Origin of the sequence: Nocardia sp. NPDC051787, from assembly GCF_040681325.1 — a bacterium.
Classification (GTDB): domain Bacteria; phylum Actinomycetota; class Actinomycetes; order Mycobacteriales; family Mycobacteriaceae; genus Nocardia.
The window spans coordinates 57,841-73,889 of the sequence record NZ_JBFAYO010000013.1; the positions used below are offsets into that span (position 1 = coordinate 57,841).

Consider the following 16,049-nt stretch of genomic DNA (forward strand, 5'->3'; position numbering starts at 1 on the left):
CGTCGTCAGCCCAGCCGCAGGAATGCGCCCAGATCGGCCAGCTCTTCCATGGTGGCGGGCAGGTACTCGGTCAGCAGCGGTGAGCGGATGATGATCGCCTTCCACATGGCCCGGCACAGCGCGGCGCGGATCAGCCCGCGCGACAACAGCGACCGCATGCCGTAGGGGGCGTCGGCTGGGCTGGAGGTGGTCATCGAAAGCAGCACCACCGCCGCTTCCCTGCCGCGGAATCGATCCGGCGTGCCCACCAGCACGTCCTCGATCTTGGCGCGGGCCAGCATGGTCCGGATCCGCCCCACCTGCGCGGCGTACGGCGCGACCACGAAGATGTCGTGCGGGTGTACCCTGCGCGTCGTCGCGCCGATCGTCCAGGACATGGCGAGCAGCGCGCGGACCCGGCGCACCACCTCGCGCGCCTCGGCCGGCGAGGTGGTGGCATTGCCGTAGTGGTCGACCAGGACGGTACGCACGCCGGGCTCCTCGCCGTCCAGATGCCTTGCCAGCGTGACGGTTTCATTGGAGCGCAGGCGCCCGTCGTAGTACAGCCGGGAGACGGGTTCGCATACCGCTGGATGCATCCGCCAGGTGCGGTCCAGGAAATAGCCGCGCTCGGCGGACAGGGTCTGGCGCCCCTCGGCCAGCCAGCCGAGTACCGATTCGCCGACCGGAGCCGGATGGGTGCCGCGCGCGGTGGACGGCACGGGATCCCCGAGCAGCAGCAGGTTGCGTGCGCTCGCGGCGACGGCCACGGTGTCGGCCAGCGCGAACCGGCCCGCGTCGGCGATCACGAGCAGATCGAGGCTTTCGCGCGGCACCAGATCCTCGTTCGCGAAATCGGCCGGAGTGCCGCCGAGTACGCAGCCGCTGATCGCGTTGTCCAGGAAACGCGGATAGCGGGCGGCGTCGATCACTGCCCACTCCGGGGCGACGGCCGCCGCGTCCTTCTTGGCGACCAGTTCCGGCAGCACGCCGACCCGCACGATCGCGTCGAGCAGGTTCTCCACGGTCGCGTGGTCGCGCGCGACGATGCCGACCCGCCAGTTGTGCTTGCCGACCAGGCGCTCGAGCACCCGGGCCGTGGTCGAGGTCTTCCCGGTCCCCGACGGTCCCTGCACCGCGACGTAGGAGCGGTCGAGCGCGCGCACGGCTGCGGTGATGGCCGCCGCGTGGTCGCCGTGCACCTCGGGCAACCTGGCGCCGCCATGGAGCCGGGGCGGGCGGCGCGCGAGGATATCGAAGACCGCCTCCCGTGGCGTGTCCGGGAGGGTCATGAGCAACTGCTGCGCCGCCAGTTCGACCGCGAGTTCGGCGTTTTCGTCCCATACCGGCAGATCGGGCGCGATGGCGGTCGGCAGCTCGTCGTAGGGTTCGCAGCCTTCGGGCAGCAGTTCCTCCAGCCGGACGGCGTCGTCGAACTCGGTGTTCACCGAGCAACCCAGCACCGTCGCCCTCGCGGTGGCCCGGTGGCCGACCGTGGTGACCATGCCCGCGGGTGGCGGCTGGTCGTAGAAGGTGTAGACCGTGGTGCCGGGAGTAAGCACACTAGGCCCCGCCGCGCCGGTCGAGCCGGTTCCGATCCGGCCGGTCAGCGTCAGATACCGGCGCATGGCCGGGCGGTCGGAGCGGCGATGCCATTTGGTGTCGACTGTGCCCCAGTCGGCGACGAGAACCCCTGGCGCGTCGGCCCATTCGTCCACCGGGTGGCTCAGCCGGTCGGCGTGTGCCCACCACAGCGGCTGCCGCTCGCGCCGGTGATAGCCGAGCGCGGCGGCCATCAAGGCCGAGGGGTGCAGGGAATCGCCCAGTCCCGCAGCGTATTCCGCCAAGGCAGCCTCCAGCGACGACGGCCGTGACGGCGCCGCGGACTCCGGCTCACCCCGGACGGCCACCCACGAACTGGTTCTTGCCCGCGGTTCGAGGCGCTGCTGCGCGGCCTGGTCGAAGGGAGGCTGTGCATCGTTCGGTTCCGCAGCGTATTCCGCCGCGGCGGCCCGCGGCGACGACTGCCCTGACGGCGGCGCGGGCTTCGCCTCGCCTAGGACCGGCGCCGTTGGCCACGAACTGGCTCCGGTCCGACCTTGGGTGCGGTGCTCGGCTGCGCGGTCCAGCAGCCAATCGCGCAGCCGCAGTACGGTGTGGGCGTCGCTCGCGGCGGGCGAATGCTCCGCATCGGGCCACAGTTGCCGCAGCGTGCTCAGGTCGTAGGACGGCTCCCCGATGATCATCGTGTTGCGGACGACCGGGTACAGGTCGACCAGGACGCCCGCGCGGAGCAATTCGTCCACGAACTCCTCGCCGACGGCGTGCTGCCCGGTGCAGTGCAGCAGTTCAGTGCGCACCGCCGAGGTGTAGTGATAGATGTGCAGGTCCGGATACATCCGCCGCCGCTCGGTCAGGTAGTCGAGCACCTGCTCGAGTGCGCGCCGTTCCGCGGTTGCGGCGCCGCCCGGCTCGTCCGGGTCGGAGGGCCGACGCAGGGCCAGGTGCACAATGTCCGGACCGCCGATCTCGACCGTGCAGGGCATCTGTCCGCCTCCACCGATGGTGAGCGCGAGGTCGCCGGGGGAGGGCGGCGGCAGCGCACCGAGCGCGGTGGGGTTGGTCAGCGCATACCTGGGTTCGCCCGAAACTTCGCGCTGAAGTTGGACTTCCGCCTGGCGACGCAGCGCCGTGACGGTGCGCGGCGGCGCACCCGGCACCGAGACGTCGGCGGCGGCCAGCCGATCGATGGTGCTCACGCCCGCTTCGCGCAGGCGAGCGCGGACCGCCGACGGCATTCCGGCCACGAGCAGCAGGTCGCGCGCGGCCGACAGGGCCGCGGTGCAGGTGCGGCAGCGGCCGCAGGCGAGATAGCGCGGGTCACCCCATTGGATCGGCAGGAGTTCGCCGAGTTTCTCGTCCGCGATTCGCTCCACCCGGTGCCTGCGCGCCCGGTACACCGGAAGCAGCTCGCTCAGCGCCTGGGCCACGCTCTCCTCGCCCACGTGCAGCCGGACGAAAGGCGCGGTCAGCGCGCCCGAACGGTCGAGGGCGGCGGCGCAGGCGGCGAGTTCGAGCGCGGCGCCCACTCGATCCGCCGTCGTGGGCGCGGAGCCGTGCACGGTGTAGCGGACTCGATGCTCCGCGCGTACCAGGAAGTCGCAGGAGCTATGGAATCGGCCGTCGAAGAAGGTCGCGCCGTGGACAACGTGAGCGCCCGCGCGCAGCGCCGCGACGGTGTCGCTGTGTGCGGCCGTCAGGGCCGCGATCCGTGCCGATGCGCGACCGTTCACTCCATCGCTGGGTTCGGCCGGGTCTCCCAGGTTGTCCGGTGGCCGGTCGATCTCCACGACCGCACCGCCGAAGCGGGCACGGTAGTCGGCGAGACGGCGTTGCCGAGCGTCAGCGATTGCGGGTGCGAGTTCGGGCGCCGGTGCGGCGATGCCGGACCCGGCCGGGAGGGTGCCCAGTTCGGTATCGAGGGCGCGCAGCACTGCGAACTCGCAGTGCGCGGCGCGCACGAGATCGACGGCGGTGCAGACGACACGATCACCGAACACGAACAAACGCGGCCCTCCTGTGTCTTCGCGGGACACCCGCTGCCGTGTGCGCTTCGTTACGCACGGACGGCAACACTGTAGCTAGGCGGCTGCCTCGCCTTCGCTCGGCCCGGCGCGGGCTGTGGACGGACTCCGTCCTGCTGCGTCTTCTATGCGTCTACCTCGGCCGACCCTCCCTGGTTCAGGAGCGTGGCTTACGGCGCTCCGGTCGCTTGGCGCCCTCACGCTCCCGGCGCTGGCCGCGGGTGAACGAGCGATGCTGCGGCGGCCCCGAGTCCAGCTGCAACTGGATCAGCACACCACTGATCCTGGTGCGCCGCAATGCCTCCAGCGTCTCCGCTGGCAGCTGCGCGGGCAGCTCCACCAGGCTGTGATCGGGACGGATACTGATATGCCCGAAATCGCTGCGGCGCAGGCCGCCTTCGTTGGCGATCGCGCCGACGATCGCGCCGGGCACCACACGATGCCGCTTGCCGACGCTGATCCGGTAGGTCGCCAGCTCGGTTCCGCTGACCCGATGGTGCGAGCCGCCCCGGTCCTCGTCGAACCGCCGGGTGGGCCGCTCGCGCAGGGGACGATCGCGCTGCGGGCGCTCGACCGGCTCCGGTTCGGGCTCCATGAAGAAGTTGTCCCCGTCGTACGAGCCGACCGCCAGCGCAGCCGCGATATCGGCCAGCGGGATGTTGTGCTCGCGCTCGTAGTCCTCGATCAGTTTGCGGAACAGCGCGAGATTCGACGAGCCGAGATTCTCGGTGATGGCGTCGCCGAACTTGGTGACGCGCTGGGCGTTGACGTCTTCCACACTGGGCAGCTGCATTTCGGTCAGCGGGTGCCGGGTGGCCCGCTCGATCGATTTGAGCAGGTGCCGCTCGCGCGGCGCCACGAACAGCAGCGCCTCGCCGCTGCGACCGGCCCGGCCGGTGCGGCCGATCCGGTGCACGTAGGACTCGGTGTCGTGCGGGATGTCGTAGTTGACCACGTGCGAGATGCGGTCCACGTCCAGCCCGCGGGCGGCGACGTCGGTGGCGACCAGGATGTCCAGCGCACCGGACTTGAGCTGGCCGATGGTGCGCTCGCGTTGGTTCTGCGCGATGTCGCCGTTGATCGCGGCGGCGGAAAAGCCCCTGGCGCGCAGTTTTTCCGCGAGCTCTTCGGTGGCCTGCTTGGTGCGGACGAAGATGATCATCGCCTCGAACGACTCGACCTCGAGCACCCGGGTGAGCGCGTCCAGCTTGCGCTGATGGGAGACCTGCACCCAGCGCTGGGTGATGTTGGTGGCCGTCGAGGTCTTCGCCTTGACCGTGATCTCGACCGGATCGTGCAGGTACTGCTTGGAGATCTTGCGGATCGCGGCGGGCATGGTCGCGGAGAACAGCGCCACCTGCTTGTCCGCGGGTGTGTCGGCGAGGATGCGCTCGACGTCCTCCTGGAAGCCCATCTTGAGCATCTCGTCGGCCTCGTCCAGCACCAGGTACTGCAGCTGCGACAGGTCGAGCGTGCCTTTCTCCAGGTGATCGATCACCCGGCCCGGCGTGCCGACCACGACGTGCGCGCCGCGGCGCAGGCCGGACAGCTGGACGCCGTAGCTCTGGCCGCCGTAGATGGGGAGCACGTTCAGGCCGGGGATGTGCGCGGCATAGCGGCCGAACGCCTCCGCGACCTGGATCGCGAGCTCGCGGGTCGGGGCCAGCACGAGGGCGCGCGGACTCCGGCCGGTGGCCTCCAGTCCCATCAGGATCGGGATGGCGAAGGCGGCGGTCTTGCCGGTGCCGGTCTGCGCGAGACCTACGACGTCGGCGCCGGAGAGCAGTGGGGGAATCGTCGCGGCCTGGATCGGCGAAGGCGATTCGTAACCGACGTCGGCGATGGCCGCGAGGATGCGGCTATCGATACCGAGATCGGCGAAGGACGGGCCGTCGATGTCCCTGTCGTCGTCGCCAGGAACGCTGTCGACCTGATTGGTACTCATTGACCAGCAGTTTACTGCGTCGTGCTGGCCGTCCCGGCCACCGCCCCAATACGGTGAGACCTATGCAACTGCACGACTCGCCCGCACATCAGGACCGGACCCCGGATCAGCTGGACGTGGCGGTCGTCCAGTTCGCCCCCTCGACCGACCCCTCGGCCAACCTCACCGCGCTGCGCGACCACGTGCGCGCGGCCCGCGAGCGTGGGGCACGCGTGGTGGTCGCGCCGGAATACTCGATGTTCGCCGTGACCCGTCTCGACGAGCGGGTCGTCGCCATCGCCGAGCCGCTGACCGGCCCTTTCGTGACCGGCCTCGGCGATATCGCCCGCGAGTCCGGGGTGTTTCTGGTCGCCGGGACGGTGGAGCAGGTCGCCCCCGGCGGCGACCGGATCCGCAACACCCTCGTCGTGCTCGGGCCCGATGGCGCCCTCGTCACGTGTTACCGGAAGGTGCACCTCTACGACGCCTTCGGGTACCTCGAATCCGACGTGGTCGAGCCGGGCGCGATCGAGGCGCCGGCCACCTTCACCGTCGCGGATGTGACCTTCGGCATGCAGACCTGCTTCGATCTGCGCTTCCCGGAAGGCGTGCGCCGGGTCGCCGCCGCGGGCGCGCAGGTGCTGCTGCTGCCCGCGCAGTGGATTCCCGGGCCTGGAAAGGTGGACCAGTGGAGCACGCTGGTGCGTGCGCGCGCCATCGAGAACACCGTGTACGTGGCCGCCGCGGATCAGGCAGCGCCGCGTGGTGCGGGTGCCTCGATGATCGTGGATCCGACCGGCACCGTGCTCGCGGAACTCGGCGACGAGCCGGGTGTGCTGACCGCGGGCATCGACCTCGCGTACCTGAGCAAGATGCGTACCACCAACCCGAGCCTCGCCTTGCGCCGATTCGCGATCACCGAGCGCGGACCGGAGTAGCGTTCGGATCGATGGTCTACACCGATCGGACCTCGGCCGGTCGCGCGCTGGGTGCGCATCTGGAACACCTGCGGGCGTCGAACCCGCTGGTGCTCGGTCTGCCGCGGGGCGGGGTCCCGGTGGCCGCCGCGGTGCGCGAAGTGATCGGCGGTGACCTCGACGTCCTCTTGGTCCGCAAGCTGGGTGTGCCGTGGCAGCCGGAGCTGGCCATGGGCGCCGTCGGTGAGGACGGCGTGCGGGTACTCAACTCGGACGTACTGGCGCACACCGGGGTATCGCCGCAGCAGGTGGCCTCGATCGAGGCTCGGGAGCGCGCCGAACTGGAACGGCGCAAGCGGGTGTTGCGCGGCGACGTCCAGCCGATTCCGCTGGAGGGGCGCACGGTGGTGATCGTCGACGACGGGATGGCGACCGGCGCCACCGTCGCGGCCGCCTGCCGGGTCGCACGCCTGCACCAGCCCGCTCGGGTCGTCGCCGCGGTCCCGGTCGCATCGACGGAGGCGATGCGCCGGGTGGCCGACGAAGCCGACGAGGTGGTCTGTCCATGGGTGCCGCGCTCGCTCGGCGGTGTCGGTGGCGCCTACCGTGACTTCCATCAGCTCGGGGACGCGGAGGTCACCGCGCTGCTGTGCTGAGCGCGCTCAGATCTCGGTGATGCCCTTGCGATGGCGCTGCGCCAGCTCGGCGTAGAAGCCCGGGTTCAACCGCACCCACATCTGGGCTTGGGTGCCCTCGATCGGGCGCTTCACCTCGGCGGGCGATCCCGCGGCGAGCACACCGTCGGGGATCTCGGCGCCGGGCGGCACCAGCGAGTGCGCGGCGATCATGCTGCCCGCCCCGATCTTCGCCAGGTCCAGCACCGTAGTGCCGTTGCCGACGATGGCCTCGGCGCCGACCGCGGCCCCGTGGAACACCACGCTGTGCGCGATGGTGGCGCCGGAACCGATCTCCATCGGCACCTCCGGCGGTACGTGCAGGACCGCGTTGTCCTGGATATTGGCGCGTTCCCGGATGACGATCGGCGCGAGGTCCGCCCGCAGCACCGCGCCGTACCAGATCGAGGCACCCGCCTCGACCCGCACATCGCCGATCAGCGTCGCGGTCGGCGCGATGAACGCCGACGGATCGACCTGGGGCCGTTTGCCTTCGAATTCATAGAGTGGCACTCGTACACCGTAAACGGTCCGAGCATCTCGTCGGGCCGACGACCCGATCGGCCGTGCCGACCCACCACGGGCGCGGTGTCGGCTCGGTCGCCCGTCGGTGCCGACAAGCCACTGCGCTCCGCTACGAACGTTCTATGGCTGCCATCGCATGTCACATCTGCGGCCGGTACATCGTCGGTTCGACAGATCCGTGAAAACGAACTGTGAAGGGAACGCGATTCCGATGACCACCGCTTATTACATCGTTGGTGTCCTGGCCGCCTTGTGGATCGGCTTCTCGGCCTACTCCCTGCTCACCAGGCAGAAGTTCGTCGTGGAGCCCTTGGTGGAGTACGGCGTACCGAAGTCCTGGTGGAACTGGCTCGGCCTGGCCAAAGCCGCCGGGGCGGTAGGCCTTGTGGTCGGCTTCTTCATCCCGGTCGTGGGCGTGGCCGCTGCCATCGGTCTCATTCTCTACTTCGCCGGTGCCGTTGTGACGACCCTGCGTGCTCGCTCCTACAAGACCACTCCGTTCCCGCTGCTGTACATGGCCCCGGCCATCGCCACCCTGGCTCTGCAGGTGGCCAGCTGAATTCGACACTGCGTCAGCAGAAGAGTTTCCGACGGAACTTTGGGCGTTCAGCGCCGGGCGTAGGCCGTTGACGTGCGCGCGGCGGCGCTGACCAGCGGGCGCAGCTGGGCGGCGAAACGGTCCGCGGTCACGGCGACGATGTCGACGTCGGTGCCGGTACGCACCGCGTATCGGCCGTCGGCGACGACGTCGATCCAGCACAGCACGCCGAACGGGCGCGGCTCGCCCGTGCCGCGGCGCGCGGAGACGACGATCTGGCCGATGCCATCGCGCGGTTGCTTCAACAGTTTGCGGATCCGGGCCGGCGTGGACGGACCGGCGACCGGGACGGTCACCAGGTTGCGGCTGTCCTCGCCGACCTGCGCCAAGGGAGCGGTCAGGCGCGGGAGGGTACCGGGGGAGTTCTCCGGCAGCATCGAAACCACCCGCGCGCACAGAGTCTTCGAGCTGCCGACGAACAACCGCACGTCGCCGCCGTGGTCGGGTGTCGCCCCCGGGCGCTGCGCCGCGACCACCGCGACGTTGCCGGTGACGGCGCCGAGAATCCGGACCGGCCGCGAAGCCGTACCGGGTGCCTGCTCGCCGTCCGTCGGTGGGGCCGGAGGCGGCGTCAACGGTCCGCCATCCCGGTGCGGAACGGAGGTCGCCGGTGCCGATTCACGCTGACCGAACACCTCGATCCGCAGGTCCGGCTGCGCGAGAACGCGCAGCGCCGCTTCCAGATCCGCGTCCAGCACCGCATCGCACCACCGCTCGAGCGCGGGTAGTTGCGCGGCACGCTCGCCAGTGTCGCGTGCGGACAGGCGCACGGCGAGGGGATAGGGAATTCGATCGCCGTCGGTGCGCGACCAAGCCAGTGCGAACTGGTCCGGGGTCAGCGTCCAGTTCACTCGTACTCGGCCCATTCGCCCAGCACGGGCGGCGTGGTCGGATCCATCGACCCGATGAGTTCACCTCCGTCGTCGGAGGGCTCCAGGAAGGTCGGGAGGTCGTCCAGATCGAACTCGTCGTCTTCGTCGTCGACGGGGACGGTTCGCGCGCTCGCCGCGTTCGAGGCCGGGCTCGCCCCGGATCGCGGGGCGTCGGCCGCGGCCAGCGCGCCGCCCATCAACCCGCCCACCGCGCCCGCGCCGAGGCCGGTGACCGCATCGCTGCTGTCGTTGTCCTTGCGCCGCTCATCACGCTTGCGTTGGTCCTCGGGCGGCAGCTGGTTACCCGCGCCGGGCACGATGACCGGTTCGCCGATCGCCGAAGCGGTGGCGGTCGTCGGTGCGGGTGCGCTCGCGGTGGGAACGGCGCGGATTCCGGATGCCGCCGGCACCGTCGAGAGCGGCGTCTCGGCGGCGGGTACGACCCGGGGCATGGTCGTCGGTGCGTCGCCCGCGACCGGGGGGCTGGTCGGCATGACTCCCGCGGTTGTCGTCGGGCTGTCGTCGGCGGGGACTCGCGTGGTTGGCGCCTCGCCCGAGGTCGGGCTCGGGTCCGTTGCCCGGCTCGGACCTTGCGGGGTGTGCTCGAGCGACATCGGCTGCGCATCCGGTGAAATCGAGGCGACTCCGGTGATTTTGGCCGCCGGTGCGGCAGCGGACGGGGCAGGTGCCTGGTCGTCCAGCTCGTCGGGGAACGCGGGCACGTCGGTGCCGGTCCGGATGAACACGCCCGCGTAGATGTCGTTCATCGCGCGCACGACATCCTGACGTGCGTGCTCGCTGGTTTTCTGGCCCTCGACATTGCTGGTCGCCCGGTCCGGATCCAGCAGCGCCGCACCTAGATCCGGCGTGCTGCCGGCGGGTTCGGATACCGCGGCCCGCAGCGCCTCCGCGGCGTCGCTCGCCTGCCCGAGGCGTTGCGCGACCACGGCGAAGACGTCGGCGAGGTCTTGGCCGCTCTGCTCGAACACGCGCACCACCGCGTCCGCGCTGTCGGCGGCGGTGCCGCGCCAGCCGTCGGCGATGGCTGCGCGAATCTCGGTGTGCGCCTGGAAGATCGCGTCGGCGAGGCCCGCCGCGGCGTCGCCCCACGCTTGCTGGCCGCCCGCGAGGACGCCGGGGTGCAGCAACTGGACCTTGGCGTGGATCTCCGCATGGGTGAGGTTGTCGAAGACCTCGACGTTGGGGGAGTAGGCGGGGTCGGTGCGCCGGTGCGTGGCCCGCTCCCCGGCGCGCGGCATTTTACGCATGAGCCGCTCCCGTCACGTCGATCCGCTCGACCGCCACGGCGAGCGCCTGGTCGGCGTTCTGGTACGCAGTGGCGGCGGCGCGGAAGGTCTGCGCGAGTTCCCTTGCCGCGGTGGCATATTCGGCGAGCCGGGCGATCGCGCCGTCGGCCTTGCGCTCGAATCCGCCGCGCAGCGCGTCACCCGAGGCGAATCCGCCGAAACCGGGCAGTGACGTGGCCGCGCTCAGGATACGAATCTGCGCCTCGACCCGGTCGGCGAGCTGCTCGTACTGCCGTGCGCACCGTTCGTGTGCGCCGTCGGCGACCAGCAGGCCGTCGATCCACAGCGAGCCGTCGTCGACCGCACGGTTCAGCGCGGCGACGTCGATACCGGGCGCGGCGACCTCGGCAGGTGGCTCTCCGCCGAACCCGTTCTCCTGCGATGGCATCTACACCGTCCCCCTTCCTCATCCGAAGAGCGTGTTCGGTTTACGGATGTCGTGCCAACCCCACGACGACACCCTGTATCCAGTTCGCGATGTCGGCAGTGACCCGCGCGTGCACCGGCTCGTGTAGCAGGTCGTGTCCTGCGTCGGTGTACTCACGCAAATCTACCGATTCATGGCGGCTAGTCCATACCCTGATCGCATCGATCGGCGCGCGCCGGTCATCCACGCCGTGCACCGCGAGCACCGGAAGTTCGTGGGGCAGCGGCGTTCCCGGTGCGTTCGGCGCTCCACCGCCCAGTGCGCGCTTCGGGACGCCGGACAGCACCAGTCCTGCCAATGCCTGCTCCGGCAGGGCGGGCCGCAGTGGATAGTCCCGTTCCAAGACCGCCGAATCCGGCGCTACCTCTCCGGAATCCGGTATTGCGGCGCCGAGCATGGCCAGCGCGGTGACCGCACCGAGCGAGTGACCCATCAGGATCAGTGGCCGGTCCGGCCGCGTCGCCCGGACCAGCTCGACGAACCGCGTCGCGTCGTCCACCAGTTCGACCAGGGTCCCGGGATGCTGTGGGTCGCCTTCGCTCAATCCGTGCCCGGAGGTGTCCAGCCCCCATACTTCGGCCTCAGCCGGCTTCAGGGTGTGGGCGAAGCGGTGATAGTGACCGCTGTGCTGGCCCATTCCGGGCAGCAGAACCACGATGTACCTCGGGTTTTCGATCGGCCACCGCCGATAGTGCATCCGGCCGCGGGTGCCGTCGAAGAATGGCATGCACCGATAGTGCCAAAGATCGTGTCGCGGATGGGACCGCACAATTTTCGGCGAAAGGCAGCTACACTGCGCGGCGACCAGCCCCTTTTTCGAGCAGAGGTGCCCGTTGCGAACTTTCTTCCGTCGAGGCGCCTTGCTCTTGCCCGCCGCCGCGGTAGCCCTCAGCGGTGCGCTCGCGCCGGTCGCCACCGCGGCGCCGTCGGTCGCTTCCTGTGCGCCCGCCGTGGCGGCTACCGCCCTGCCCGCCGGACTGCCGGTGCTCGACTGGTCGGAGAACCTGGGGTACGACGCGCACGGCAATCTGTGGGTTTCCCGGCTGTACCGCAACGAAGTCCAGCGCTACGACGCCGCGGGCAGGCTGACCGTGACCGTCCCGGTGGAATTTCCCGGCGCGGTCCGGCTCGGCCCGGATGGACTGCTCTACGTCGTCTACGGTGACGCGCCGAGCAGCGTCGTTCGCCCCGGCGGGGTGATCCGCTTCGACCCGAGCGCGGCCGCGCCGAAGCCGGAGACCTTCGTCTCCGGCTTCACGATGCCGAACGGCGCGGCGTTCGACCCGGCTGGAAACCTCTATGTCGCGACCCTTTCCGGCGTGGTCATGGTTCGTCCGGACGGAGTTGTCGACACTGCTTGGAGCGAGGCGGTAGCCGGGCTCGCCGCCAACGGCGCCGCCATGCACGACGGCGTGCTGTACGTGACCGCCAACGGTGGCCCGCTGGGCCGGGTCGTCCGCATCCCGCTCGCCGCGCCCGCGGACCGCGGCACTGTCGCCGACCTGTCCTCGCCGCTACCGGGACTGCCGGATTTCGCCGACGACCTCCTGGTCGACCAGGCGGGCGTCCTCTACGTGACGACCCTCGCAGGCCAATTGGTCCGCGTCGATCCCACCACCGGCGCCGCGTGCGCGGTCCTCAACGGCCAGCCGCTGACCGCCGTGGCCGCCATCCCCGGCCGCTCGGATGAACTGCTCGCGAGTACCGAGGGTGGCACGATCCTGCGCATCCGCCTGTCCCACTGACCGATCGGCCCGATCGCGCGAAGGGGGTGCCCGGCCTCGCCGCCACCATTGGCTTTGCAGAGCGGCATCGCCGCAGGCTGATCGACGTCCCTCGAGCGCACACCGCCGGCAGCCCTACCGGAGGTGGCGAGGTGACATCACTCGACGGCGGTTCCCTCGAGCTCGACCATCTGGCCGGGGATCGCCAGCCGTGTGACCCCGAGCATCGTGGTAGCCGGTGTCACCCGGGCAGCGCCCAACCGCGACGCCAGCACGCCGTAGTGCTGGAAGAGCAGATCGACGTCGGTGGTGTAGACGTTGAGCCGGACGAGGTTCGCCAACGACATGCCGGCCTCTGCGAGCACGGCCTCCACGTTGTCGAGGCTCAGCGCCAACTGCGCCGCCATGTCGTCGGCATGCTGGGGCTTGCCGTCGCCGCTCATCGCGGTCTGCCCGGAGCAGTACAGGGTCCGGGTGTGCCCGGAGACGAGCTCGCCCTGGTTGAATCCCAGCTCCACCGACCACGTCACCGGGTTGACTGCCGTTCGTTCCGCTACCACATCAGCTCCATTCGATTCGTTGAAGTACGCACGCCCATCGGCCCGGTAGCCGCCGTCTGTGACGCCGTGGTGGTAAGCCTCCCAGCGAATCACGACATCCTGTGTCGTGTATTCGATAGAGTTTTTCGTATGCGCGCAGACCGGTTGGTGGCGCTGGTGCTGCTGCTGCGCCAGCGCGGTCGGCTGACCGCGGCCGAGTTGGCCGACGAGCTGGAGGTGTCCACTCGCACCGTGTTGCGCGACATCGAGGCGCTGTCCGCGGCCGGTGTCCCGGTCTACGCCGAACGCGGCCGGCGCGGCGGTTTCGCGTTGTTGCCCGGGTTTCGAACCGAGCTCACCGGGCTGAACCACGACGAGGCGCTTGCCTTGCTGGTCGCCGGATCGCGGCGCGGCGCGCGGGCATTCGGCCTCGGCTCGGCGCTTGCTTCGGCGATGCTCAAGGTGGTCGACGCGCTGCCCGAAAGCTATCGGGACACCGCGGCGGACGTGGCCGAGCGATTGCTCATCGACCCGGAGACCGATCTGCTGTCGCGTCGGCTGGACGCCGAGGAGGTGCCCGGCACCATACTGGCCGAGGTCCGGCGCGCGGTATTCGCCGGAAACAAGCTGCGCATCCACTACGCGGCTGTCGACCAGAGCCCGAAGTGGCGCACGGTGGACCCGATCGGCCTGGTCATCGTTCGTGAGCGGGGCTACCTTCTGGCCACGAGATCTGGCGCGGACCGCACCTACCGGCTGTCGCGGGTATTGGCGGCAGAGGAACTTCCCGAACCGGCACAGCGGCCGGACCGGGTTGATCTGGACCTGGCCTGGCAGCAACGCAGCACACGGTTTCGGACCGGCGGCGACCAAATCGCCGTGCTGGTACGGGTGCACCCGGCGCGGCGGGAGGATCTGGTGAGCACCGCACTGGCCGTCCGCACCGAGGAACCCGACGCAAACGGCTGGTTGCGGCTGGAGGTGACCTTCCAAGATTCACGACACGCCGAATGGGCGCTGTGGCAGCTCACCACGGACGCGGAAGCCCTGGCCCCGCAGTCGTTGCGCACTTCCCTGCGCAACCGCGCCGCCGCGATTGCCACCCGCTACGGAGAGTCATCCTGAGAGTTGTCGCCTTCTGCGAGGCCGCCGACGCGATTCGAACCGCTCCATCCCGGTAGGCGCAAGCGCACCGAATGTCGCAACGCAACACGCAGCGCTGCCTGGTGTTCCGGAGTGTCACGAACATCCCGCCCGGCAACACCTAGTTCGCAGCGATGAGTTTCGGTGACTCGCGGGGTCTAACTCATTGAGGCCGTGGCGGTCTCGCGGAGACAGGAGGGACCGATGTCGATGGACCAGGAACCGACGAGGCGGCGGCTGGCGGACCACCCCACCGTCAAACAGATTACCGAGCGAGCGCGGACGACGCCTGATCCGGTACTGACCACCTCCCGCTTGCGCGAGATCTGCCTCGCCGCAGGCGCGGACGATGTGGGCTTCGTTCCCGTCGACGATCCGCGGGTGGCGGAAGAATTCGAGCATGCGCGTGCGATTCTGCCCACGGCCCGCACGTTCGTGGCCTTCTGCGTGCGGATGAATCGCGACAATCTGCGCAGTCCGCTGCGCAGCCTCGCCAATACCGAGTTCAACCACGCCGACGACGAAACCAACGAAGTGTCGCGCCGTATCACCAGGGCGCTGCAAGATGCCGGCTACCGCGCTGTCTACCCCGCACCGGGATATCCGATGGAGGTCGCTCAGTTCCCAGGGCGCATCTGGGTGATCGCCCACAAGGTGGTAGCGCAGGCCGCGGGCTTGGGCGTCATGGGTATACACCGCAACGTCATTCACCCGAAATTCGGCAACTTCATCCTGCTCGGCACAGTTGTCACTGATGCCGTTATAGACGAGCCGAGTACGGCTCTGGAGTTCAACCCGTGTCTCGAGTGCAAACTGTGCGTGTCCGCGTGCCCGGTCGGTGCGATAACGAACGACGGTGGGTTCGATTTTCAGGCGTGCTACACGCACAACTATCGAGAGTTCATGGGCGGCTTCACCGATTGGGCCGAAACCATCGCCGACAGCGCCGACCGCGGCGAGTATCGCGAACGCGTCACCACGGGCGAGTCGTTTTCGATGTGGCAGAGCCTGTCGTTCAAACCCAGCTACAAGGCCGGTTACTGCATGGCCGTGTGCCCGGCTGGCGAGGACGTGATCGGCGCCTTCCTCGATGACCGGAAGGGACACCTCGACGAGGTCGTGCGTCCGTTGCAGAACAAACCTGAACCCGTTTACGTGCTGCCGGGTTCGGCCGCCGAGGAACACGTCACGCGGCGGTTTCCGAACAAGACCCCGAAGCCGGTCACCAATGGCTTCCCGGACGAGGTCAACGCACTACTCGATCAGATCGGCCCCCGGCCGCGCCCGCCTAAGGCATCGGACTGATCGCCTGGTACTCGGTGTCGTCGGTTGCCCTACGGCGGCGCGGGCATGTCGGCCGCGCCTCGGCGAGCGATCAGGCCGAGATCACACGTATTCGGCTACGACCTCGTAGAGAGCCGGGTTGGCGGTGGCGACTTTTCTGGCAGTGTCCACCGATTCCACGACCGCCGGGTTCGCTCCCGCGGCCTCGCAGGCTTCGGCACTGTCCCAGTGCGCGACGTTGACCAGTTGGAATCGGGTGTCCGGCAGGCGCGCCCGGTGCAGGCGTACGTCACGGAAACCGGGGGCCTCGCGCATGATCCGCGCACGTTCGCGCCAGTTTGCGACGAATTCATCGATTTCGTCGGCGGGTATTTCGAAGACGTTGATGAAGGTGACTCCGCTGTCGGTCATCCGGGTCCTGTCTGCTTGCGGTTCGTATTCGTTCATGTGATGTCCAGAAGTCGCGGCCACCTGTCGCATTGCGATTCGAATGGACTGTGCCAGAACGACCCTCGCAACGACGTTGGGTCAGCAGAGCTGTACGGACGCCAC

At 69.4% G+C, this 16,049-nt stretch carries 15 protein-coding genes; 6 read left to right on the forward strand and 9 right to left on the reverse strand.

Features of this window, described 5'->3' with window-relative positions; all coding sequences use genetic code 11:
• Positions 1–5: 5 nt before the first annotated feature.
• Complete coding sequence (locus AB0M45_RS16010; RefSeq protein ID WP_364329021.1) at positions 6–3,539, reverse strand: AAA domain-containing protein; 3,534 nt, start codon at positions 3,537–3,539, stop codon at positions 6–8.
• A gap of 181 nt (positions 3,540–3,720) precedes the next feature.
• Positions 3,721–5,508 carry a DEAD/DEAH box helicase gene (locus AB0M45_RS16015; RefSeq protein ID WP_364328680.1) on the reverse strand — a complete coding sequence of 596 codons (1,788 nt, stop codon included), beginning with the start codon at positions 5,506–5,508 and terminating at the stop codon, positions 3,721–3,723.
• A 62-nt stretch (positions 5,509–5,570) separates the two neighbouring features.
• Here AB0M45_RS16015 and AB0M45_RS16020 point away from each other — a divergent pair, with 62 nt between their 5' ends.
• Both AB0M45_RS16020 and AB0M45_RS16025 read left to right on the forward strand, forming a co-directional pair.
• Positions 5,571–6,425 carry a carbon-nitrogen hydrolase family protein gene (locus AB0M45_RS16020; protein ID WP_364328683.1) on the forward strand — a complete coding sequence of 285 codons (855 nt, stop codon included), beginning with the start codon at positions 5,571–5,573 and terminating at the stop codon, positions 6,423–6,425.
• Positions 6,426–6,436: 11 nt separating this feature from the next.
• Complete coding sequence (locus AB0M45_RS16025; RefSeq protein WP_364328685.1) at positions 6,437–7,060, forward strand: phosphoribosyltransferase family protein; 624 nt, start codon at positions 6,437–6,439, stop codon at positions 7,058–7,060.
• A gap of 6 nt (positions 7,061–7,066) precedes the next feature.
• Here AB0M45_RS16025 and AB0M45_RS16030 read toward each other — a convergent pair whose 3' ends face one another.
• The gene (locus AB0M45_RS16030; protein ID WP_364328688.1) at positions 7,067–7,591 is read right to left on the reverse strand and encodes a gamma carbonic anhydrase family protein; all 525 of its coding nucleotides are present in this window, start codon (positions 7,589–7,591) and stop codon (positions 7,067–7,069) included.
• A 223-nt stretch (positions 7,592–7,814) separates the two neighbouring features.
• Here AB0M45_RS16030 and AB0M45_RS16035 point away from each other — a divergent pair, with 223 nt between their 5' ends.
• Positions 7,815–8,162 (forward strand): DoxX family protein, encoded by a 348-nt coding sequence (locus tag AB0M45_RS16035; protein WP_364328691.1) that lies wholly within the window; start codon positions 7,815–7,817, stop codon positions 8,160–8,162.
• Between the two features lie 47 nt (positions 8,163–8,209).
• Here AB0M45_RS16035 and AB0M45_RS16040 read toward each other — a convergent pair whose 3' ends face one another.
• The 4 genes from AB0M45_RS16040 to AB0M45_RS16055 are packed head-to-tail and all read right to left on the reverse strand — an operon-like array spanning position 8,210 to position 11,534.
• Positions 8,210–9,067: an ESX secretion-associated protein EspG gene (locus AB0M45_RS16040; protein WP_364328694.1), complete on the reverse strand. Its 858-nt coding sequence runs from the start codon at positions 9,065–9,067 to the stop codon at positions 8,210–8,212.
• On the reverse strand, positions 9,049–10,341 hold the full coding sequence (locus AB0M45_RS16045) for a hypothetical protein (RefSeq protein ID WP_364328697.1): 1,293 nt from the start codon (positions 10,339–10,341) through the stop codon (positions 9,049–9,051). Before AB0M45_RS16045 ends, AB0M45_RS16040 begins: the two co-directional genes overlap by 19 nt.
• Positions 10,334–10,768 (reverse strand): hypothetical protein, encoded by a 435-nt coding sequence (locus AB0M45_RS16050; protein ID WP_364328700.1) that lies wholly within the window; start codon positions 10,766–10,768, stop codon positions 10,334–10,336. The genes AB0M45_RS16045 and AB0M45_RS16050 overlap by 8 nt, the downstream gene beginning before the upstream one ends.
• A 40-nt stretch (positions 10,769–10,808) precedes the next feature.
• On the reverse strand, positions 10,809–11,534 hold the full coding sequence (locus tag AB0M45_RS16055; RefSeq protein ID WP_364328703.1) for an alpha/beta hydrolase: 726 nt from the start codon (positions 11,532–11,534) through the stop codon (positions 10,809–10,811).
• 106 nt (positions 11,535–11,640) lie between these two features.
• On the opposite strand from AB0M45_RS16055, the gene AB0M45_RS16060 reads away from it, so the two are divergent.
• On the forward strand, positions 11,641–12,552 hold the full coding sequence (locus AB0M45_RS16060; RefSeq protein WP_364328706.1) for a hypothetical protein: 912 nt from the start codon (positions 11,641–11,643) through the stop codon (positions 12,550–12,552).
• 137 nt (positions 12,553–12,689) lie between these two features.
• Here the strand turns inward: AB0M45_RS16060 and AB0M45_RS16065 are convergent, their stop codons facing one another.
• Entirely contained in the window at positions 12,690–13,091 is a 402-nt protein-coding gene (locus AB0M45_RS16065) for a RidA family protein (protein ID WP_364328709.1), read from the reverse strand.
• A 129-nt stretch (positions 13,092–13,220) separates the two neighbouring features.
• Between AB0M45_RS16065 and AB0M45_RS16070 the strand changes: the two genes are divergently transcribed.
• Complete coding sequence (locus tag AB0M45_RS16070) at positions 13,221–14,195, forward strand: WYL domain-containing protein (protein WP_364328712.1); 975 nt, start codon at positions 13,221–13,223, stop codon at positions 14,193–14,195.
• Positions 14,196–14,423: 228 nt separating this feature from the next.
• A complete protein-coding gene (locus AB0M45_RS16075; RefSeq protein WP_364329024.1) occupies positions 14,424–15,518 on the forward strand; it encodes a 4Fe-4S binding protein in 1,095 nt (364 codons plus the stop codon).
• Positions 15,519–15,599: 81 nt separating this feature from the next.
• On the opposite strand, the gene AB0M45_RS16080 is transcribed toward AB0M45_RS16075, so the two are convergent.
• Positions 15,600–15,908 (reverse strand): antibiotic biosynthesis monooxygenase family protein, encoded by a 309-nt coding sequence (locus tag AB0M45_RS16080; RefSeq protein WP_364328715.1) that lies wholly within the window; start codon positions 15,906–15,908, stop codon positions 15,600–15,602.
• Positions 15,909–16,049: the final 141 nt, after the last annotated feature.

Bases quoted from the DNA above. Each gene is read 5' to 3' on its own strand.
- AB0M45_RS16015 (WP_364328680.1), bottom strand. From the start codon at position 5,508: ATGAGTACCAATCAGGTCGACAGCGTTCCTGGCGACGACGACAGGGAC.
- AB0M45_RS16020 (WP_364328683.1), top strand. From the start codon at position 5,571: ATGCAACTGCACGACTCGCCCGCACATCAGGACCGGACCCCGGATCAG.
- AB0M45_RS16025 (WP_364328685.1), top strand. From the start codon at position 6,437: ATGGTCTACACCGATCGGACCTCGGCCGGTCGCGCGCTGGGTGCGCAT.
- AB0M45_RS16035 (WP_364328691.1), top strand. From the start codon at position 7,815: ATGACCACCGCTTATTACATCGTTGGTGTCCTGGCCGCCTTGTGGATC.
- AB0M45_RS16040 (WP_364328694.1), bottom strand. From the start codon at position 9,067: ATGGGCCGAGTACGAGTGAACTGGACGCTGACCCCGGACCAGTTCGCA.
- AB0M45_RS16045 (WP_364328697.1), bottom strand. From the start codon at position 10,341: ATGCGTAAAATGCCGCGCGCCGGGGAGCGGGCCACGCACCGGCGCACC.
- AB0M45_RS16050 (WP_364328700.1), bottom strand. From the start codon at position 10,768: ATGCCATCGCAGGAGAACGGGTTCGGCGGAGAGCCACCTGCCGAGGTC.
- AB0M45_RS16055 (WP_364328703.1), bottom strand. From the start codon at position 11,534: ATGCCATTCTTCGACGGCACCCGCGGCCGGATGCACTATCGGCGGTGG.
- AB0M45_RS16070 (WP_364328712.1), top strand. From the start codon at position 13,221: ATGCGCGCAGACCGGTTGGTGGCGCTGGTGCTGCTGCTGCGCCAGCGC.
- AB0M45_RS16075 (WP_364329024.1), top strand. From the start codon at position 14,424: ATGGACCAGGAACCGACGAGGCGGCGGCTGGCGGACCACCCCACCGTC.
- AB0M45_RS16080 (WP_364328715.1), bottom strand. From the start codon at position 15,908: ATGACCGACAGCGGAGTCACCTTCATCAACGTCTTCGAAATACCCGCC.